This window comes from Corallococcus sp. Z5C101001 (genome assembly GCF_007352635.1).
Lineage (GTDB): Bacteria > Myxococcota > Myxococcia > Myxococcales > Myxococcaceae > Corallococcus > Corallococcus silvisoli.
The window spans coordinates 85654-105342 of the sequence record NZ_VKLU01000016.1 but is presented as its reverse complement, the minus strand read 5'-3'; the positions used below and the strand labels follow the sequence as shown (position 1 = coordinate 105342).

At 71.1% G+C, this 19689-nt stretch carries 19 protein-coding genes and 1 pseudogene; 14 read left to right on the top strand and 6 right to left on the bottom strand.

Annotated elements, in window-relative coordinates:
• Positions 1-80 precede the first annotated feature (80 nt).
• On the top strand, positions 81-1733 hold the full coding sequence (locus FOF48_RS37625; RefSeq protein ID WP_304503247.1) for a mechanosensitive ion channel family protein: 1653 nt from the start codon (positions 81-83) through the stop codon (positions 1731-1733).
• Positions 1734-1767: 34 nt separating this feature from the next.
• Here FOF48_RS37625 and FOF48_RS31035 read toward each other — a convergent pair whose 3' ends face one another.
• Positions 1768-2316, bottom strand: a complete 549-nt coding sequence (locus FOF48_RS31035; RefSeq protein ID WP_143907605.1) for an RNA polymerase sigma factor — start codon at positions 2314-2316, stop codon at positions 1768-1770.
• A 376-nt stretch (positions 2317-2692) separates the two neighbouring features.
• Between FOF48_RS31035 and FOF48_RS31030 the strand changes: the two genes are divergently transcribed.
• Both FOF48_RS31030 and FOF48_RS31025 read left to right on the top strand, forming a co-directional pair.
• A complete protein-coding gene (locus FOF48_RS31030) occupies positions 2693-3532 on the top strand; it encodes a hypothetical protein (protein ID WP_143907603.1) in 840 nt (279 codons plus the stop codon).
• A 211-nt stretch (positions 3533-3743) separates the two neighbouring features.
• Positions 3744-4436: a hypothetical protein gene (locus FOF48_RS31025; RefSeq protein ID WP_143907601.1), complete on the top strand. Its 693-nt coding sequence runs from the start codon at positions 3744-3746 to the stop codon at positions 4434-4436.
• Positions 4437-4469: 33 nt separating this feature from the next.
• Here the strand turns inward: FOF48_RS31025 and epsE are convergent, their stop codons facing one another.
• Positions 4470-5696, bottom strand: a complete 1227-nt coding sequence (gene epsE / locus FOF48_RS37620; RefSeq protein WP_143907599.1) for an exopolysaccharide biosynthesis GT4 family glycosyltransferase EpsE — start codon at positions 5694-5696, stop codon at positions 4470-4472.
• A gap of 171 nt (positions 5697-5867) precedes the next feature.
• Between epsE and FOF48_RS31015 the strand changes: the two genes are divergently transcribed.
• From FOF48_RS31015 to FOF48_RS37340, 8 genes and pseudogenes are all read left to right on the top strand, one after another.
• The gene (locus tag FOF48_RS31015) at positions 5868-6398 is read left to right on the top strand and encodes a hypothetical protein (RefSeq protein WP_235685914.1); all 531 of its coding nucleotides are present in this window, start codon (positions 5868-5870) and stop codon (positions 6396-6398) included.
• Positions 6395-7423, top strand: a complete 1029-nt coding sequence (epsD, locus tag FOF48_RS31010) for an exopolysaccharide biosynthesis glycosyltransferase EpsD (RefSeq protein WP_143907595.1) — start codon at positions 6395-6397, stop codon at positions 7421-7423. Before FOF48_RS31015 ends, epsD begins: the two co-directional genes overlap by 4 nt.
• 5 nt (positions 7424-7428) lie before the next feature.
• Positions 7429-7965, top strand: coding sequence for a serine O-acetyltransferase EpsC (epsC, locus tag FOF48_RS31005; RefSeq protein ID WP_014400828.1), 537 nt, complete (start codon positions 7429-7431; stop codon positions 7963-7965).
• Between the two features lie 60 nt (positions 7966-8025).
• Positions 8026-10197, top strand: coding sequence for a GH44 family glycoside hydrolase EpsB (gene epsB / locus FOF48_RS31000; protein ID WP_143907593.1), 2172 nt, complete (start codon positions 8026-8028; stop codon positions 10195-10197).
• Positions 10198-10207: 10 nt separating this feature from the next.
• Positions 10208-11011 (top strand): exopolysaccharide biosynthesis glycosyltransferase EpsA, encoded by an 804-nt coding sequence (gene epsA / locus FOF48_RS30995; RefSeq protein WP_143907591.1) that lies wholly within the window; start codon positions 10208-10210, stop codon positions 11009-11011.
• Between the two features lie 257 nt (positions 11012-11268).
• Positions 11269-14118 (top strand): Ig-like domain-containing protein, encoded by a 2850-nt coding sequence (locus FOF48_RS30990; protein ID WP_143907589.1) that lies wholly within the window; start codon positions 11269-11271, stop codon positions 14116-14118.
• A gap of 130 nt (positions 14119-14248) precedes the next feature.
• A pseudogene (locus tag FOF48_RS37795) lies at positions 14249-14533 on the top strand (Imm52 family immunity protein); the annotation flags it as partial.
• A 67-nt stretch (positions 14534-14600) separates the two neighbouring features.
• On the top strand, positions 14601-14807 hold the full coding sequence (locus FOF48_RS37340; RefSeq protein WP_255442869.1) for an Imm52 family immunity protein: 207 nt from the start codon (positions 14601-14603) through the stop codon (positions 14805-14807).
• A gap of 4 nt (positions 14808-14811) precedes the next feature.
• On the opposite strand, the gene FOF48_RS30980 is transcribed toward FOF48_RS37340, so the two are convergent.
• The 3 genes from FOF48_RS30980 to FOF48_RS36620 form a co-directional block, all read right to left on the bottom strand.
• Positions 14812-15297, bottom strand: coding sequence for a cupin domain-containing protein (locus FOF48_RS30980; RefSeq protein ID WP_143907587.1), 486 nt, complete (start codon positions 15295-15297; stop codon positions 14812-14814).
• Between the two features lie 28 nt (positions 15298-15325).
• The gene (locus FOF48_RS30975; RefSeq protein WP_143907585.1) at positions 15326-15706 is read right to left on the bottom strand and encodes a helix-turn-helix domain-containing protein; all 381 of its coding nucleotides are present in this window, start codon (positions 15704-15706) and stop codon (positions 15326-15328) included.
• A gap of 126 nt (positions 15707-15832) precedes the next feature.
• Positions 15833-16342 (bottom strand): hypothetical protein, encoded by a 510-nt coding sequence (locus tag FOF48_RS36620; protein ID WP_186002143.1) that lies wholly within the window; start codon positions 16340-16342, stop codon positions 15833-15835.
• A 320-nt stretch (positions 16343-16662) separates the two neighbouring features.
• Here FOF48_RS36620 and FOF48_RS30965 point away from each other — a divergent pair, with 320 nt between their 5' ends.
• Positions 16663-16932 carry a hypothetical protein gene (locus tag FOF48_RS30965; RefSeq protein ID WP_143907583.1) on the top strand — a complete coding sequence of 90 codons (270 nt, stop codon included), beginning with the start codon at positions 16663-16665 and terminating at the stop codon, positions 16930-16932.
• A 30-nt stretch (positions 16933-16962) separates the two neighbouring features.
• On the opposite strand, the gene FOF48_RS30960 is transcribed toward FOF48_RS30965, so the two are convergent.
• Entirely contained in the window at positions 16963-17340 is a 378-nt protein-coding gene (locus FOF48_RS30960) for a response regulator (RefSeq protein ID WP_143907581.1), read from the bottom strand.
• A 133-nt stretch (positions 17341-17473) separates the two neighbouring features.
• Between FOF48_RS30960 and FOF48_RS30955 the strand changes: the two genes are divergently transcribed.
• Both FOF48_RS30955 and egtB read left to right on the top strand, forming a co-directional pair.
• Positions 17474-18136, top strand: a complete 663-nt coding sequence (locus FOF48_RS30955) for a trimeric intracellular cation channel family protein (protein ID WP_143907579.1) — start codon at positions 17474-17476, stop codon at positions 18134-18136.
• A gap of 211 nt (positions 18137-18347) precedes the next feature.
• Positions 18348-19682, top strand: a complete 1335-nt coding sequence (gene egtB, locus FOF48_RS30950) for an ergothioneine biosynthesis protein EgtB (protein WP_143907577.1) — start codon at positions 18348-18350, stop codon at positions 19680-19682.
• The last annotated feature ends 7 nt before the right edge of the window (positions 19683-19689 follow it).

Below are 19689 nucleotides of genomic sequence, written 5' to 3'. Positions count from 1 at the left end.
CTTCCGCGTCAACCAGGGTGGACAGCGCACCTCCAGGGTGATTGTTTGCTCTCAAATCAATTAAGGATTGGGAGAACACCGTGCGCCGTTTCGTGCCGCCTTGGATGTGGCTGCTGCTGCTGTGGGGGCCTTCGGGGGCCTTCGCGCTGAACGCGGGGCTGCCGCCGCCTCCGCCGGACGTGGACCGGAGCACGCCCGCGGCGACGGCGGCGGGGTTCCTGGACGCGGCGCATGCTCGGGACGCGCTCCGGGCGCCGCAGTACCTGGACCTGTCGCGGCTGGCTCCCGCGGAGCAGGCGGAGCAGGGGCTGGGGCTGGCGCGGCGGCTGGTGGTGGTGCTGGACCGGACGCTCTGGCTGGACTTCGCGCGCATCGGGAAGGAGCCGGCGGGGCCGGGGGAGCGCGCGCGCCGCGAGGTGCTGGGTCAGGTGGCCACGTCGCGCGGGTCCCAGGACATCGTGCTGGAGCGGGTGGACGCGGCAGGCGGCCCGGTGTGGGTCTTCAGCGCGGACACGGTGGGCGCCATCGACACGCTCTTCCAGGAGCACGGCTCGCCGCTGCTGGAGATGCTGCCCCCGGTCTTCTTCTCGCGTCCCTTGTGGGTGCTGGAAACGTGGCAGTGGCTGGGGCTCGCGGGGGTGCTGGTGGGGGCGTGGCTGCTGGGGCGACTGGGCGAGGCGGTGACGCTGCGCGTGGGGGCCCGGGCCACGGGGATGACGAAGTCCGGCTGGGATGACGAGCTGCTCGCCGCGGGCCAGGGGAACATCCGCTACGTGCTGGCGGGGGTGCTGGCGGCGGCGGGCGCGCGGTTCCTGAAGCTGCCCCCACCCGCGCAGGCGGCGGTGGACCTGGGGGCGCGGTCGCTGATCATCGTGGCGGTGGCCATGTTCCTGCTGCGCTTCCTGACCCGGGCCGCCCGGTTCCTGGAAGAGAAGGTGTCCAAGTCACCGGAGGGCACGGACGTGGCTCGCGTGCGCGGGCTGCGCACCCAGCTGTCCATCCTGCGCCGCGTGGTGGAGGTGGCGGTGGTGCTGGTGGCCGCGTCGCTGCTGCTGCTCCAGTTCGAGGCGGTGCGCAACGTGGGCGTGTCGCTGCTCGCGTCCGCGGGCATCGCGGGCCTAGTGTTGGGTCTGGCCGCGCAGAAGTCCATCTCCACGCTGCTGGCGGGCATCCAGCTGTCCATCACCCAGCCCATGCGCATTGGCGACACGGTCATCATCGAGAACGAGTGGGGATGGGTGGAGGAGATCACCCTCACCTACGTCGTCGTGAAGGTGTGGGACCTGCGCCGGCTGGTCATCCCCATCACCCAGTTCCTGGAGAAGCCCTTCCAGAACTGGAGCAAGGTGTCGCCGGAGATATTGGGCACCGCGGAGCTCTACGTGGACTTCCGCACCGACGTGGCCGGCGTGCGCGCGGAGCTCAAGCGCATCTTGGAGCAGGAGTCGAACGGCCTGTGGGATGGGAGGGTGCAGGGGCTCCAGGTGACGGACCTGAGCGAGCGCACCATGAAGCTGCGCGCCCTGGTGAGCGCGGCGGACTCGGGCAAGGCGTTCGACCTGCGCTGCCTGGTGCGCGAGAAGCTGGTGGCCTTCCTCCAGGCCCAGCCGCACGGCCTGCCCCTGCTGCGCGCGGAGGCCTCGCCGCTGCCCTTCCCCGAGGAGAAGTCCCCGGGCCCGTCACTCCTGCCCACGCGCGCCGGTAACATGACCCGCGCCGAACCGCCGCGCTGAAGCACGCGCGCGCACGGGGGCGGGACCTCCCGCCTCAGTGCCACGCCCCCACGGAGAGCCGGCGCTGCTCCGCGATGGGCAGCAGCCGCTCCCGCAGCTGCTCGCGCACCTGGTGCAGCCACCACCCCACCGTGCCGGTGGAGCGGCCCACCTGCACCCCGATGCTCACGTAGGAGCGCCCCTGCGCCCGCAGGTGGAAGACCTCCCGCTGCTGCGGCGGCAGCCGGTCCACCGCCTCGCGCAGGTCCTTCTCCTGGATGAACGTCCACAGCTCCCCACCCTCCCCCTCCTCCGGATCATCGCTCAGCACCGTCACCCAGCCCGCGTTCACCGCCTTGCGCTGCTCCGCCCGGTGATGCCGCAAGAGGCTGATGGCCCGCGTGTTGATGACCCGCCCCGTCCACGCCCGGAAGGCCTCCGCCCCCTGCAGGTGCAGCCGCTCCTTCCACGCCTCGTCCAGCGCGTGCTGCACCAGGTCCTCCGCATCCGCGGCGTTCCCCAGGATGCGCTGGGCGTGCTTCAACAGCCCCGACCGGAATTGGATGACCAGCGCTGCGAACGTCTGCATCTCTTTGTCAGCCATGGAGTGCCCCCCGAGCGGCGTTCCGTGCAGGAACCATGATGACAAAGCTTTCCAGGTCCGGCAGAGCAACTTTTCCTGGAATTACCAAGAGTGTCTGGAAATCCTATCCCACCCGGCGATTTCCATCCTGGCTGTCGCGAATGCATCCAGTGTCTGTCTTTCGGGTGTCCACCAGGGGCAGGGGCGCCGGGGTTTCCGACAGAAGCGTGTTGGAATGACAGACAGTGGTCATTCCGGGAGGCTCCGGACGGCGACGGCCCTGGAGGGTGATTGCACGAAAGGGGGAACGTCTTTCGCGCGTCCCTACCTCTTCCGGGTGAGCGTGCTTCCGGGGCGGATGCGAGACGCTGCGGGTTTCCCTCCTCCCTGGAGAGCCATGAAGCGTTTCCTCCCCGCTGTTCCACTCATGCTGTGCGCAGGGGCCTGTGACCGTGCCCCCGCGCGGATCGAATTCCAGCCCCCCGGCTACGTGCTGTCGTCCAGCGAGGTCGCCCTCCAGCCCCGGGTGCTGACCCAGGGCGGCGACGTGCTGGAGGATGCGCGGCCCCGGTTCGCCGTGGCCCCTCCGGACCTCGCGGTCGTCACGGCATCCGCGGGCGTGCGCTGCCTCCGCTCCGGGGATGGCACCCTCTCCGCGACCGCGGGCCCCGTCCGTCGCGAGGAGCCCCTGCGCTGCCGGCTGGTGGAGACGCTGCGCATGCCCTCCGCCTCGCGCCTCATCATCCCCAACGCGCCCGTGGCCGTGGCGGTCTCCGCCCTGGACGCGAGCGGAGCGGTGCTGCACGACGTGCCCGTGACGCTGGGGTCCTCCAATCCCTCCATCTTCCGCGTGGAGGCAGGCGCGCTCGCCCCCGTGTCGGTGGGCACCGCGAACCTCGTCGCGTCCGCCGGGGAGCGGACCGCCTCCACGCCCGTGACCGTGGTGCGCAAGGTCCGGTCGGAGCCGCTGCTGCTCAACGACGGCCGCCGCGTGAGCTGGAGCCTCAACCAGGGCCACTACGAAATCGAGGCGCAGGTGCGCTCCACGGACGGCAGCAGGCACGGCATCACGCTCGCCTGGGTGGGCGGAACCCACTGCCAGGACGCCGCGGAGGCCCAGCTGCTGCGCAGCGAGTGCACCATCGAGAACACCGGCTCCGTCATCATCGAGAACCCCACCACCTTCGGCCTGGGCCCCGCCGCGGATGGAGTGGTCGCCATGTACGAAGTGCCCTGAGAGCCCCCGCCCCGCACGGCGCGCCTCCCGTCACGGCGGGAGGCCCTTCCCCTCGGAAGGAAGCAGCCAGGCATGCGCGGTCTGTTTCGAAATGTTTCGCCCTCCTGACGCCGCGGGTGTCACGGCCCGAGGCGTGCTGTAACCGCCGCCACCGTGGCATCCGGGGCTCCGCGCCCCGGTCGCCGCGGAGCGCGGGAAGGCGGTGTCGGTCATGGCGGAACCCAGGCGTCCCGAGTCAGCCGTTCGCGACGTGCTTCCCTACCGGAAGCCGAAGCTGGGGCGGGACTATTGGATCAAGGAGAACGTGCTGCCCAACGCGCTGGAGGTCTACGAGCGCAACCTGGCGCGCGAGGACTGGACCCTGGGCGCGCCGTGGCGCCCGGAGATCTGGCCCGGCATCCGAGCCCCCCACGCCCTCACCCCGGAGGAGCTGGCCCCGGTGGAGGCGTGGATCCGCGAGCAGACCGGCGTGCGCGGCCTCAAGCAGGAGGCCCCCACCCAGGGCGCGCTGTCCCACAACCACGTGCAGCTGGTGGGAGAGACGGAGTCCACCGCCAAGCCGCACGTGGACTCGCTGGCGCTGTGCGACTACGCGGGCGTCATCTACCTGCACCCGAAGCCGCCGGTGAAGCACGTGGGCACGTCGTTCTTCCGCCTGCGCCTCCCCAGCGGGGGCCTGGGCGGCAACACCTGCCCTCCCGGCTGCGTCAACCTCACCCAGGCCTTCGGCGTGACGAAGCTGCCGGCGAACGCGTGGGCGCAGGACGTGGAGGTGGAGAACGTCTTCAACCGCCTCGTCGTCTACCGCGCGGACTTCGTGCACTCGGCGACCGCGTACTTCGGCAAGGGCGACAAGCGGAACAAGCGCGCCACCGCGCTCTTCTTCTGGAAGGCCGTGCGCTGAAGGTGAGCCGCACGGCGCCTCCACGGCGCGCGGCTACGACGGCCGCGCGCCCAGCATCTGCGCGAGCATGTCCGCGCTGCGCTCGCTGCTGAACTGCTGCTCCACCTTGCGGCGGCCCGCCTCGCCCAGCCGCACCGCCGCGGCCGGATCGCGCGCCAGCTTCTCCAGCTTCTGCGCCAGCTCCACGGGGGCCTGCGGCTGCACGAGCACGCCGTCCACGCCGTCGTCCACCAGCTCCTTCACGCCGCCCGCGCCCGTCACCACCACCGGCGCGCGCATCGCCATGGCCTCCATGATGGCCACGCCCAGCGGCTCCTGGAGGCTGGCCAGCGCGAAGAGGTGCGAGCGCTGGATGCCGTCCTTCACCACGTCCTCGCTCACCGCGCCCAGCAGCGTCACCGCGTCCTGGAGGCCGTCCTGCTGGAGCTTCGCCTCCAGCACCTTGCGGTACGTCGTGCCGCCCGCCTCGTCCTCGCCCGCGATGGACAGCCGCGCGTCGATGCCCTTCTTGCGCAGCATCCCCACCGCGTCGATGAGGTCCGCGTGCCCCTTGCACGGGTTCAGCCGGCCGCACGCGAACAGCCGCAGCGGGCCTTCGCCGGACCACGGCTCGTAGGGCAACGTGCGCTGGAAGCGCGCCAGCTCCACGCCCATGGGCGCCAGCTCGATGCGCTCCGGCAGGCTCCCCGCCAGCTCCTGGTTCACTTCCCCCAGGAGCTTCTTCGTGATGACGAAGGCGAACCGGGAGTGCCGCCACTTCTCCCGCTGGTTCGGCCCGTAGTCGTCCAGCGGCCCGTGCAGCGTCATGCTGTACGTGAGGCCCGACAAGAGGTGCGCGAACATCGCCACGTGCGCGGCGTTGGCGCAGGAATGCACGTGCACGTGCGTCCACCCGCGCTCGCGCGCCAGCGACGCCAGCCGGCCGCCCATCACCGCGAATGCCAGCAGCTGCGCGCGCCCCTTCGCGTCCAGCCCCTCCGCCCTCGCGATGGACGCCAGACACCGCGCCCAGCCCGTGGGCATGGCCCTCGCCACCTCCAGCGCGGCCTTCGCCACGCCCCACGGCCCCGGCGGCGCCAGGTACTCCGTGCGCGCCATCGCCTCGCGCGCCCAGCTGTGGCTGATGATGCGCGCGGGCGGAGGACGGGTGGACACCAGCTCCGGCGACACGCCCTTCCCCGGCAGCGCCTGCAACTCGCGCCAGAAGAAGATGTGGGTCTGCCCGGGGAACTCGGGAATCAGGTAGCCGATCTTCTGCACCCGCCTTCCATAACACGCCGCGTCCCCATCTCCCCTCGGCCATGACGGGTCCGAGCCCGGGCCTTGGGGGTGTCATGCGTGACAGCAGACCGGTGGCGCGCTCCTTCGGCTGCCCGCCCGCCCGGGTCGTTGGGCGCTGACGCCTCGATGCGTTATACCGTCCGCGCTCCCATGTCCGCCGATTCGAGCCCCCCGTCATCCCCCGAGGAGACCCCGCCCCCGAGCGCCGCGCCCTCACCGGAGCTGTCGCGGCTGTGGTTCGCGCTGGACCGCCGTGGCTGGAGCTACCTCGCGGTCGTCCCGGCCCACCCGGGCGCCCCCGCGCTGGACGCGGCCCAGGCGCTGATGGAGGCGGGCTCCCCCTACCCGGAGCCCCCCCTTCGCCTGGTGGACGCCACCGGCATCGAGCCCGCCGGAGCGCCGCGCCTGGTCCAGGAGGTGCGCCGCCGCGTGGAGCAGGGGGAGCGGGTGGTGGTGGTCATCGACTCGCTCCTGACCCACCCCGCGAGCATCCCGCTGGCGCTCGCCGCGGACACCGCCCTGCTGGTCATCACGCTGGGTGAGACGGACTTCGGCTCCGCCCAGAAGACCCTCCAGCTGGTGGGCCCCGAGCGCTTCGCCGGCAGCGTCACCTTCCCGCGTCCCACGAAGAAGCAGCAGCGCGCCGACAAGGCCAAACAGAAGGAGAAGAAGAAGCCATGAGCCCTTCCGACTCCCCGGCCCCCCGGATCAGCGTCGTCATCGCCACGTACAACCGGCTGCCCCTCATCACGCGGCTGCTCCAGCAGCTGGCGGGCCAGACGCTGCCGCCGGAGGAGTTCGAGGTCGTCGTGGTGGACGACGGCTCCGCCACCGACGTGCGCGGGCCGCTGCTGGCGCTGAAGCTGCCCTACACCCTGCGCGTGGAGGTGCAGGCCAACGCGGGCGCCGCCGCCGCGCGGCACCGGGGCGTGCTGGCCGCGAAGGCCCCCACCGTCCTCGTCACCGACGACGACATGCAGGTGGCCTCCGACTTCCTCGCGCGCCACCTGGCGCACCATCCGCACGGCTCACGCAACGTGGTGCTGGGCCGCATCCGGCCGGACCCCGAAATCGGCGACATGCCGCTGTTCGAGCGCTGGTACGCGCACCTCAACAACCGCATGGCGGAGGAGCTGTCCGTCCCCGGCGCGAAGGCGCGCGGCAACCACCTGTACACCGGCAACGTGTCCTTCCCCCGCGCGGACTACGTGGGCGTGGGCGGCTTCGACAAGACGCTGGGCCAGTCCGAGGACGTGGAGCTGGGCCTGCGCCTGGAGAAGGCCGGCTGCGCGTTCCTCTTCGCGCCGGACGCCTACGTGCTGCACGGCAGCGACCACGTCAGCTTCGAGAAGTGGATCCGCCGCGCGCACCGCTACGGCATGTTCGACACCCACGTCTCCGTGAAGCACCCGGACGTGAAGGGCGTGAACCCCTGGCGCCTGCTGTTCGAGACGAACCTCCTGTCGCGCCCGCTGCTGGCCTCCGCGGTGATGGCGCCGGAGGCGTCGCGCCGGCTGACGAACGCGGTGGTCACGGCCTCGGGCGTCGCGGACAAGCTGGGCCTGAAGGGCGCCGCGTTCGCGGGCACGTCCGTGGCGTACGGCATGGAGTACCTGCGCGGCGCCCGCACGGAGGCCGGCGGCTGGAAGGGCGTCGCCAAGGGCGTCGCGCGCTACCTGCAGGGCCGGGGAAATCCCCAAGGATGAAAGCCATGTTCGGAGCCCTCATCTCGGATGCGTTGGAGATGGCCAAGGCCGCCACCGGCACGTCCGACGCGAAGTCCATCGCCAAGGTGGTGCTGACCAGCGACTCGTACCGCATCACCGCGCTCAACCGCGCCCGTGAGGCGGCGCTCGCGTTCCACATCCCGCTGGTCAACCACGTGCTGCGCGTGGCCCAGACGGCGGTGATGGGCATCGAGATTGGCAAGGACGTGACGCTGGGCAAGGGCGTGTACTTCGTGCACAGCCTGGGCGTCGTCATCGGCGGGGACGCGCGCATCGGCGACCGCGTGCGCTTCTACGGCAACAACACCGTGGGCACCGCCAAGGACAACGGCTACCCCACCATCGAGGACGACGTCTGGATTGGCGCCGGCGCCCGCATCCTGGGGCCGGTGCGCATTGGCGCCCGCTCGCGCATCGGCGCGAACGCCGTGGTGCTCCAGGACGTGCCGCCGGACAGCGTGGCGGTGGGCATCCCCGCGCGCATCTTCCCGCGCAAGGACCTGGACGAGGTCCCGCTGTAGCCGAGCTGTCGTCGTCGTTCCGCGGTGCCGGGCTTCGTTCCGGGGCATGGGGTGAAGGTCATGGCTGACAAGGCGAAGCAGGCGCGGTGGAAGCGGACCGTCATCCTCACCTGCGCGGTGCTGGGCGGCGGCGCCGGCGTGGCCATGGCCCAGCAGGCCCCCCCCGCGCCCGCGCCCGCGAAGGACGCGGCCCCCGCGCCCGCGGATGCCACGGCCTCCGTCGTCCTCTACGACGGCGGCCTCAAGCCCGGGTGGAACGACATCGGCTGGGCGCCGCGCGAGCTGCCGAAGAGCGCCCCCGCGCGCCTGCGGATGTTCAACTACGGCGGGTGGATCCTCTACCAGCCGAAGCTCGCGGGCGCGTATGGCGCGCTGAGCTTCCGCTTCACCGCGCCGGAGGCCTACGGCGAGTTCCTGGACGTGCGCCTGGACTCGGCGGGCCCCCGGGTGTTCCCGCACGTGCGGATCAGCCCGGAGTTCATCGTCCGGAAGGACCGCGAGTGGGCGGAGGTCGTCGTGCCCATGGAGGTCCTCAACCCGCGCAACGAGCCGTTCGACCGCGTGGTGATGCGCGCCTCGAAGGACGTGGGCCGCGACTGGGTGCTCTTCGACAAGGTGGCCCTGGTGCCGCTGTCGCCGGACATCGCCGCCGCCAGGGCCGCGGGCGGCGGGCGCATGGGCCGGGGCGACGGCCGCGAGTCGAAGATGGTCATCGACTGCTCCGGGCCCGCGAAGCCCATCAGCCCGCTCATCTACGGCATCGCGCTGGACGGCAACAAGGAGACCACGGACACGCACCAGTGGAAGCTGGGCGCCACCATCCGCCGCTGGGGCGGCAACCCCACCTCCCGCTACAACTGGAAGCTGGGGCGCGCGTGGAACACCGGCAACGACTGGTACTTCCGCAACGTGCAGCTGGGCTTCGGCGCGGATGACTTCCTGGAGTCCAACCGCCAGCACAACATGCAGTCCGCGCTCACGCTGCCGCTGCTCGGCTGGGTGGCCAAGGACACGTCCGCCGTGGGCTTCCCGGTGGCGGACTTCGGCCCGCAGCAGGCCCAGGACGACACGGAGCCCGCGGGCGGCAACGGCGTGCGCCGCGACGGCACGCCCCTGGTCCCCGCCGCGCCCACCGCCACCAGCGTGCAGGCCCCGCCGGAGTTCATCTCTGAATGGGTGAAGGCGCTGAAGGCCGCGGACGCCAGGCGCGGCGGCGCGCGCGGCGTGAACATGTACATCCTGGACAACGAGCCCGCCCTCTGGAGCTCCACGCACCGGGACGTGCACCCCGAGCCGCTCACCTACGACGAGCTGCTCAAGCGCACCATCGACTACGGCACCGCCGTGCGCCGCGCGGACCCCGAGGCCGTCATCGCCGGCCCCGCGGAGTGGGGCTGGACGAACTACTTCTGGTCCGCCGCCGACTTCGCCCCCGGCCGCCCGCCCTACACCGACCGGCGCGCGCACGGCGACGTGGCGCTCCTCCCCTGGTACCTGCGCGAGCTGCGCGACCACGAGAAGAAGACCGGCGTGCGCGTGCTGGACGTGGTGGACGTGCACTTCTACCCGCAGAGCAACGTGGGCCTGGGCCTGGAGGGCGCCACCGACCCGGACACCAACGCGCGGCGGATCCGCTCCACCCGCGCGCTGTGGGACCCGACCTACAAGGACGAGTCGTGGATCGCGGAGCCCATCCAGCTGATCCCCCGCGTGAAGCAGTGGATCTCGGAGAACTACCCCGGCCGGGGCCTGTCCATTGGCGAGTACAACTTCGGCGCGATGAAGCACATGAGCGGGGGCCTGGCGCAGGCGGAGGCCCTGGGCCGCTTCGGCCAGCAGGGGCTCACCTCCGCGTTCTTCTGGCAGTACCCCGCGGAGAACAGCCCCACGTTCTGGGCGTTCCGCGCGTACCGCGACTTCGACGGCAAGGGCGGCCGCTTCCAGGACAACGCCCTGTCCACCACGGCGCCGGAGGGCACCAGCCTCTTCGCGTCCCGGGACGCCTCCGGCAAGAAGCTCACCGCCGTGCTGCTCAACTTCGACCCCGAGCAGGCCGCCCAGGCGCAGCTGGAGTTCAAGGGCTGCGGCGCGCTCAACACCGTGCGCGTGCTGGGCTACTCGGGCGCGCCCGGCGGCTTCACCGAACAGGCCCAGGGCACCCAGGCCGACCAGACCCTGTCGCAGCGCCTTCCCCCCTACTCCATCACCGTGCTGGACCTCACGGTGAAGTGAAGACGACGCCTTGACCACCGCACACGCCCCCGCCGCCGCCTCTCCCCGCCCGCGCCTGAGCATCGGCCAGCTCGCCATTGATCAGCTGTCCTTCCCGGAGGCCGTGACCGCCATTGGCGCCCTGGTGGACGCGCACCAGGGCGGCTACGTCTTCACCGCCAACGTGGACCACGTGGTGCTCGCGGAGACGAACACCCGCTTCCGCGACGCGTACGCCAAGGCCACGATCTCCGTGGTGGACGGGATGCCCATCGTCTGGGCGTCGCGGATGCTGGACGTGTCCCTGCCGGAGCGCATCGCCGGCTCCGACCTCATCCTCCCCCTGGTGAAGCTGGGCGCCGAGCGCAAGTGGCGCATCTTCCTCCTGGGCGCCGGCCCCGGCGTCGCGGAGAAGGTGGGCCGCCAGTTCCAGGCGGAGTACCCCGGCATCGAGGTGGTGGGCTGGGACTCGCCCATGGTGAACCTGGACGCCGGCGACGCGCAGAACGACCCCATCATCGCGCGCATCCGGGAGAAGGAGCCGCACCTGCTCTTCGTCGCGCTGGGCAGCCCCAAGCAGGAGGTGTGGATCTCCCAGGTGGCCCAGAAGCTGGGGCCCACGGTGGCCATTGGCATTGGCGCCGGGTTCGACTTCATCGCCGGCACCGCCAAGCGCGCCCCGGAGTGGATCTCCAAGGCCGGCTTCGAGTGGCTCTACCGCCTCACCCATGAGCCCAAGCGCCTGTGGCGCCGATACATTCTCAACGACTCACAATTCGGCATCATCCTGCTGCGCGAGCTGTGGAAGCGCACCAGCGGTAGACAGGGAGAATGAGTCCCGGAGGACTCACAAGCTTGACTGTCTGTCCTTGAATTCTGGGTTTAGAGGCGCTTCCCCCTCCCTGGACAAATACAGCCAAGCTTGAGTATTCTTGCCCCGCACACCTTTCGCGGGGTGCATCTTCCCAGTCAGACGCAGGTATCGGACCACCGGGGCGCGCGAGTCGAGCGCGGGTGGACGGGCCGGGGTGTGCGCTGGGACGGGCCTCCCGCGCTCTGGGACGTGCCCACCCGTAGGCCCCTGGACCCCTCATGTCACCTGTTGTCTACCGTTCGTCGCCCCGTTGGGCGGCGTGCCTCGCTGCGTTCGCGGCGGTGTTGCTGTCTGCCTTTGCCCTCCCGGCGGCGGCGGCCACCAACACGGAGGCCACGCAGAAGGCCATCCAATTCCTGAGCTCGGACGTGGCCAACTGGACCACGTCACAGAATTGTATCGCGTGTCACCGTCAGGGCGCGGCGGTGTTCGGTCTGTCGAGCGCCAAGGCCAACGGCTACAACATGGCCCAGGCCACCAGCAACGGCCGCACCATCCAGGGCAACCTGGACTTCCTGGCCGAGCGCATCAAGACGGACCAGAAGCCCGCGGGCAACTGGCTGCACGAGGGCTCCGCGTACCCGAATGAGAAGACGAGCTGGGCGTCCTTCGGCCTGGCGGGCTTCGACCAGTACGTGTCCACGCAGTACAGCAGCGCGCTGGTGATGGCGGCCAACTGGGCGCTGGGCATCCAGCAGGCCAGCGGCCGGTGGCCGGAGGACCACATCAACTTCCCGGTGGACCACGGCAGCGTGCCGCTCACCGCGCGCTTCATCGTGACGCTGGCGCAGGCGAAGCAGCGCGTGGACCCGGCGAAGGCGGCGGCGTACCAGACGGCCATCGACAAGGCGGCGGCGTACCTGCGCGCGAACCTGAACAACAACGACACGTCCGGCACGGGCGACGGCATGCCGTACACGTTCCAGAAGTCGTGGGCCATCGTGGGCCTGAAGGCCGCGGGCCCGGGCACCAACGGGGTGAACACCACCGCCATCCAGACGCTGGCGAACCAGATGGTGGCGATGCCGGCGGTGAGCGGCAAGGGCTGGGGCAACCTGCCGTCGGAGGCGTCCAATGACTTCGCGACCGGCATCGGCGTGTACGCGATGTGCCTGGCGGGCCTGGAGCCGGCCAGCAACGCGCGCCTGTTCAACGCGATTGAGTGGCTGAAGTCGCGGCAGGCCGCGGACGGCAGCTGGGGTTCGGGCACGGCGTCGCCGGACATCCCGACGACGTTCGCGTCGCTGGGTCTGGCGTGCTTCGGCGACTTCAGCGTGGAGGTGTCCGTGGTGGGCGAGGACACGAAGATGTTCCCCATCTACGACCCGGCCATCCAGGAGACGACCTACACGTTCAAGGTGAAGAACCACGGCTACCAGGCGGACACGTACACGCTGAGCGCCGCGGGCGGCCTGCCGGGCTGGACGGCCACGCTGAGCCGGCCCACGGTGTTCCTGGCCTCCGGCGCGGAGTCCACGGTGACGCTCACGGTGCGCGCTCCGGCGAACCTGCTGCCGTCGCTGCTGTCGGAGGTGACCGTGAAGGCGGCCTCGGGTGGCGCGGTGGGCGTGTCGGCCTCCGCCCGCGTGCGGACGTACACGCCGCCGCCGCCGCCGGTGACGGGCGTGGCGACGACGACGGCCATCCTGACGCCCGCGGCGAACGCGCAGGTGACCATCGGGCAGGCGACGCTGCTGTCGGCCCGGGTGCGGGACGCGTCCAACGTCATCGTGACGGGGCCGCTGAAGGGCGTCGTGACGTTCTTCGTGGCGGGCGTGGCGATTGGCGCGGATGACGACGCGGACGGCGACGGCGTGTTCTCCCTGCCGTGGAGCCTGGCGACGGACACGTGGTCCGCCACGGGCGCGCAGGACTACCGCGCGGTGTACTCGGGCGTGACGCTGCAGCCGGCCAAGCCGAACCTGCTGGGCAGCACGGCGTCCCAGACGCTGGTCATCAATGCCTATCCGTACACCCCGCCGGAGGTCATCATGGGCAACCAGCCCGCGTTCCTCCGCGAGACGACGCTGTCGGTGTGGGGCTTCGTGAAGCCCGCGACCAACGGCGCGGTCATCACCTACGCGGCGTTCATCGTGAACGGCGGCACGCCGGTGGTGGTGAACCCCGAGGCCAGCGGCGGTCTGGTGTACACGCCGGTGGAGCTGGTGGAGGGGCCGAACATCATCCAGCTCACGGGGCGCGACAACCTGGGCGGCATCACGACGAAGCAGATCAACCTGACGGTGGACCGCATCCCGCCGGTCATCACCATCCAGTCGCCGGTGGAGGGCCAGGTGGTGGGCACGGCCATCGTGGACGTGACGAGCCTGATTGACGAGCAGACCCCAACGCGCGTGGAGACGCAGTGGGTGAACAGCACGCTGCTGGAGTTCGGCACCGGTTCGGTGACGCACCCGGTGAGCCTGCCCAACTTCGGCCATCAGGGCATCCTGGTGCGCGCCACGGACTCGGCGGGCAACGTGACGGAGGCCGTGGTGCACGTGTTCGTGGACGCCGGCACGCCCACGGTGACGACGGACCCGGCGGACGGCGCCACCTTCGGGCCGCGCGCGAACCACACGCTGCCGTATGTGATTCGCGTGTCGTCCATGTCTGGCACGACGGTGAAGCTGGGCAGCCAGACGTTCCAGCTGCCGCGCGGCGGCGGTGAAATCCAGACGTCGGTGACGCTGGCGTCGGGGGTGAACACGTTCACCATCGACGTGACGAACGAGGCGGGCCGCAACGTCCGCACCACGCGCACCGTGCGCTATGACACCCAGGCGCCGACGGCGACGCTCCTCACGCCGGCCCCGGGCAGCACGGCCAGCGGGGTGATTACGCTGTCCGCCCGGGTGACGGACGCGCTGAGCGCCATCAAGAACGTGGCCTTCACTCGGGACGGGTCGGGCATCCGCGCCGGCACGCTCCAGCCGAACGGCACCTGGACCGCGGAGCTGGACACCCGCGAGCTGCTGGATGGCACGCACACGGTGGACGTGTGGATGACGGACGCGGTGGACAACTTCGTCATCCAGAGCTTCAACTTCACGGTGAAGAACCACTAGCCGACAGCGATTGAAGCCGGACCCTTCGGGGCGGGAGGTCCTCACGGGCCTTCCGCCCCGTTGTGTTTTGGGGGTGGTTGTCAGGGATTGGGAGCGGGTCGCATGCTGCCAGGCGAGGAATGCCGCGACCATGAAGGAGACGTATTACTCAGGCTGCTACTGGTTGGCTCGACCGGAACCTGTCGAGGCCTGCGCCCATCGTCTGGAGTCGTTCCTCCGCCAGTTGGGTCCGTTGGAGCCTACGTGGAGGCATTGGCACCAGACAGCCGCGACGTTCGAGCAAGCGCGGAAGCTGCGGGTGCAGCCAGACGCGGCCACGCTTTCGAAGCTCCTGGGGGGCAAGGCCAGCCGATTCATGGACATGTCGCGCTTCTGGCTCTGGGCGGGCCTCACTGAGGAGGAGACCTCGAAGGTCCACGGTCACTGCGGCAGCGCCGCGACGCACATGAACTCCGTCTGTCTCCTGGACGGTCGGCTGGGTCATGTACTTCGCCGACTTCCGCGGCCCCGTCCCCCCGCTCCCAGCCCCCGTCCAGGTGGAGCGCCTCCCGGACCGGGGCACGCTCATCACCCTCACGCAGGAGCGGTTCACCGCCTCCAACCCGGCCCACGTCGCGCTGGCCGCGGACGTCCAGCGGCGCCTCCAGGACGCGGGCCTGCTCACGCCCCTGCGCCCCTGGGGCACCTGACCCCTCAGCGCGGCCCGGGCTTCGCCAGCCTCCGCAGCAGCGCTTCGTGCGCGGGGTGGCGGGCCACCATCACCTCCGCCTCCGGCAACTCGAAGTCCGCGAAGTCGAACCCCGGCGACACCGTGCAGCCCACCAGCGTGTACGCGCCCAGCGGCTCCGCCGCCTGGAGCACTCCCGCCGGCACCAGCACCTGCGGCTGCTCCCCCTTCGTCACGTCCCGGCCCAGCACCGCCGTCTCCAGCCGGCCGTCCTCGTGCATCAGGTGCAGCGCCAGGGGCTCGCCATCGTGGAACAGCCACAGCTCGTCCGCGCCCACCACCCGGTGCCAGGCGGAGAACTCACCCCGCGTCAGCAGGTAGTAGATGGCCGTCCCCGCGGACCTGCGCCCCCGCAGCGTCTGCACCTGGAACGCCGCACGGTAGGTCTCCCGGAAATACCCGCCCTCCGGATGGGGCTTGAGGTCCAGCCTGCGCACCAGTTCTTCCACCATGGTGCCACCAGTCTAACGCCTCACACCCTCAGGGCTTCTTCTTCTGCTGCTGCATCGCGGACGCCACCAGGTTCATCAGCTTCAGCTGAACCGGCGTCAGCCGCCGCAGGTTGCGCAAGAGCCGCCGCATCTCCGGCACGTCCTCGTCACTCCGCGCCCGGGGCTTCTCCTTCGGCGGAGGGGCCGCGAACGCCTCGCCCAACCCCAGCAGGTCGTGCGGCGGGATGTTCAGGACGACGCACAGCCGACGCAGGTTCTGCACGCTCGGCAGCATGTGGCCCCGCTCCAGCCGGCCATACACCTCCGACGCCATGCCGATGCGATCCGCCACGTCCGCCTGGGTCAGGCCCATCCGCACCCGCACCGTGCGCGCCGCCGCGCCGAGGATGCCCGCCAGTTCAGTGTCCATGCCCTTGCCAGTCCCCGCGAGGAAGCGCCTCCATGGCCTCGGCCGCACGGCATAACCCTGAAGGTCGGGTCATGTCACCTTACCTCTGGCGTTTTTTCCCTCCCCCGCGCACCCCGGCCGCCCCCCTCACGGCGAGGGCTCCGGCACGGGCGCGCGCCGGCGCTCCGCCATCGTGAACAGCATCGCCATGGGCAGCCCCATGAACACCGCGTGCCACACAATCTGGAGGAACTGCGGAACGCCCAGGAACCACGGGAAGTAGCCGCGCGCCAGGAGCTGGAAGTCCACCAGCCACACGAAGATGCCGAAGAGCATCCCCACGGCCGCCTGGAACTCCCACCGGCCCCGCCCATCCACCGGCAACATCGCGTCCAGCAGCGAGTACACCACCCCCCAGCCCGCCGCGATGACCAGGTGCACCAGCAGCCCCACCGCCACCGCCGCCGCCGTGGACACCTGCGGCGTGAAGGCGGGCGTCCCCAGCACCACCGCCGCCGTCATCCGCACCGGGACGAAGGGAGACTCCCCCGCCGCCACCGCCAGGGCCGTCTCCGCCAGCGCCAGCATCACCCCCGCGGCCACGCCGAACAGCAGCCCGTTCGTCAGCGACCAGGGGGTGAGAATCCGCCGTGCCATGGGTGTGCCTCCTTGAGTTGAGGGCGGCGGGCACCGGAAGCGGGCCCGTCCACTGCTCAACGCTGCGCACCCCGCGCGGAAGGGGGCAGCCACCCCGCACCGGTGGCCCGCCACACCGACGCCCGGGCAGGCGGCCAGGCCCCCCTCCACCTCCCTCCCCGAAGTGTCAGGTGGCCCGTCATTTCTTCCCCCACGATTCCGGCGGATCCGTAACTTCTTCAGGCCGTCAGGGCCGTCAGGCGCGAAAGTGCCTGGAATTCCCGGGAGCACAGGCAGGCATGGGGTTCGCAAGGGCCGTCTTCCGCCAAGGAACCGAACCCGTGCCCCAGTCTTCCGCCCGAAACCGCCTGATCCTCCCGTACCGCGTCCACTACGCGCCGCCCGCGTGGCGGGAGGTGGGGCGCATGTCCGCGGAGGCGTTCGAGGCCCTGCAGCAGGCCCTGGCGCGCCTGGCGGAGCGGTCGAAGAACCAGGACTCGGTGGCGGGGCCCGCGCGCTACCGCGTGGAGGGCCACGGCCTGGAGCTGCTCTACGAGCGCGACCCTCGCGCCAGCACGCTCACGCTGCTCGCGGTGACGCGCGTGGGTTGAAGCCCTGGCCCTCTCGCGCGGCCGCCCGCCTCAGGCGTCCCGGCCGGCCAGCCGGCCCACGGTGGCCACCAGCTCGTCGGGGACGATGGGCTTGCGCAGCAGCCCGCCCGTGTCCGGCAGCATCTCCGCGCCCACGCCGCTGAGCAGCAGCACCGGCACGGCCCTCAACCGCGGCCAGTCCGCGCGCAGGTGGCGCAGGAACTCAGGGCCGTCCATCACCGGCATCCTCAGGTCCAGCAGGATGAGGCTCGGCGGCGGCAGGTGTTGGAGTTCGTTCAGGGCCTCACGGCCATTGGCGGCGACGGCCACCTCATAGCCTTCCCCCTCCAGGATTTCGGCGATGGCGGCACGAGCATCATCGTCGTCCTCCACCACGAGCACGGGCTTGCGCGGCGCGGGCTGGAACATGCCCGCAGCATAGAGACCCCCTCCCCCACTCGGACACGCCTTCCCAGAATAACCCGACTACTTGTGGACAGATGGCCAGCCCCGCGGGGTGGCCCCCTTGGGGCGAGGACATCCGCTCTGGGAGGTTGGGCCCATGCTGATGCTGCCCGTCTACCTGGAGCTGGGCGCGGTGGGGCTGGGCGCCCTGTCGGGGGCCCTGCACGCGCTCCGGAGAGGGGCGGACGTGATGGGGGTGCTGGCGGTGTCCACCTGCACCAGCGTGGGCGGCGGCATGGTGCGCGACGTGCTGCTCGCGCAGCAGCCCGCGGCCCTGCGCTCCTCGCGCTACCTGCTGGCGGTGGTGGCGTGCGCGGTGCTCGCCGTGCTCTTCGTGCCGTGGCTGTCCCGGCTGTACCGGGCGCTCGACGTGGTGGACGCGCTCCTGCTGGGGCTCTGGGTGGTGCTGGGGCTGGAGAAGGCGCTCGCGTTCCAGCTGCCCCTGCCGTCCGCGGTGTTCCTGGGAATCGTCACGTCCGTGGGCGGAGGCGTCATCCGCGACGTGCTCCTGGGGGAGCGCACCGCGCTCGTCTCTCCCGGGGAGCTGTACACCTCCGTGGCCCTGTTCTGCGGCCTCCTGTACGTCGCGCTCGCCGTGGCCCTGGCGCTGCCCGCGCCCCTGGCGGAGACCCTCTCCATCTGCGCGGCCAGCGCCCTGCGCCTGGGGGCCATGTGGCGCCGGTGGCACCTGCCCGCCCGCTTCGACCTGCTCCTCCTGATGGATCGGCTCCGCGCGCGCCGCCCGCCCCCACCTCCCTGAGCCGAAAGACCGTATTTCGTCCCAATATTTTGGGAAAAAACGAACCTTTCGGTCCAGAATCACCCGACAGCGCGGGAGCCTCCGGTTAGGACTGCGCGGCATGACGAAGGGCAGGCAGGCCCGCAAACGTGCGTTCCCTCACGGGAGTCCCTTACCAGAGGGGCCCGGGGGGTTAGCGGGGCCCGGAGCCCCTTCCTACCTTGGGCCGACCATGTCGCTGAGGAGCAGGGAACAAGGAAGCACCCCCTCGAGGGACGACACGCGGTGGAAGGCGCGCGCGTGGCGGGAGCTGGAAGCGGGGCGTGAGCGCATCCAGGCCATGCTGGCGCCGCTTCCAGAGGCGGAGCTGATGCGGCAGCACTCGCCGCTGATGTCCCCGCTGGTCTGGGACGTGGCCCACGTGGCCAACTACGAGGAGCAGTGGCTGCTGCGCGCGCTGGGGGCTCCGGCCTTCACGGACCCCGCGTTCGACGCCATCTACGACGCCTTCCGCCACCCCCGGAACACCCGCTCCGCGCTGCCGCTGCTGGAGCCCGAGGCCGCCTGGGCCTACGCCACCCGCGTGCGCGAGGCGGTGCGCGCGCACCTGGAGACGCTGCCAGACGCGAGCGCGGATCCGCTGCTCACCGGGGGCTGCGTCTTCGGCATGGTGGCGCAGCACGCGCAGCAGCACGCGGAGACGCTGGCCGCCACGCTGCAGCTGATGACGCACGTGGAGTACCACCCGGTGGAGGCGCCGCGCCCCCGGCCCGGCGCGGTGCCCCAATCCGAGGTCTTCATCCCCGGCGGCCCGGTGCACCTGGGCAGCACCTCCGCGTGGGCCTACGACAACGAGCAGCCCCGGCACGCCGTGGACGTGGCGCCCTTCCTGCTGGACGCGCATCCCGTCACCACCGGGGACTACCTCGTGTTCGTGGAGTCCGGCGGCTACGAGGACGCGCGCTGGTGGGACCCCAAGGGCTTCGCGTGGCTCCAGGCGGAGGGCTTGAAGCATCCCCTGTTCTGGATGCCGCAGGGTTCGCACGTGTGGCTGCGCCGCCGCTTCGGCACGGTGGAGCGGCTGCCCAGGGATGAGCCCGTGCAGCACGTGTCCTGGTACGAAGCGGACGCGTACGCGCGCTGGGCCGGAAAGCGCCTGCCCACCGAGGCCGAGTGGGAGAAGGCCGCGCAGGGCAGCGACGGCGTGGCGCGCGAGTACCCCTGGGGCGACGCCGAGCCCACGGACGCGCACGCCAACCTGGGCGGGACGCGCTGGGGACCGTCACCGGTGGGCAGCCACCCGGCGGGCCGCGGCGCGGACGGGGTCTGGGGGCTCGTGGGGGACGTCTGGGAATGGACCGCCAGCGACTTCCAGCCGTACGCGGGCTTCCGGGCCTTTCCCTACCGCGAGTACTCGGAGGTCTTCTTCGGCGCCACGTCGAAGGTGCTGCGAGGCGGCGCCTGGGCGAGCGCGCCGGTCGCGGTGCGCAACAGCTTCCGCAACTGGGACTTCCCCATCCGGCGGCAGATCTTCGCCGGCTTTCGCTGTGCACGGGACGTGAGGTGAGGAACGC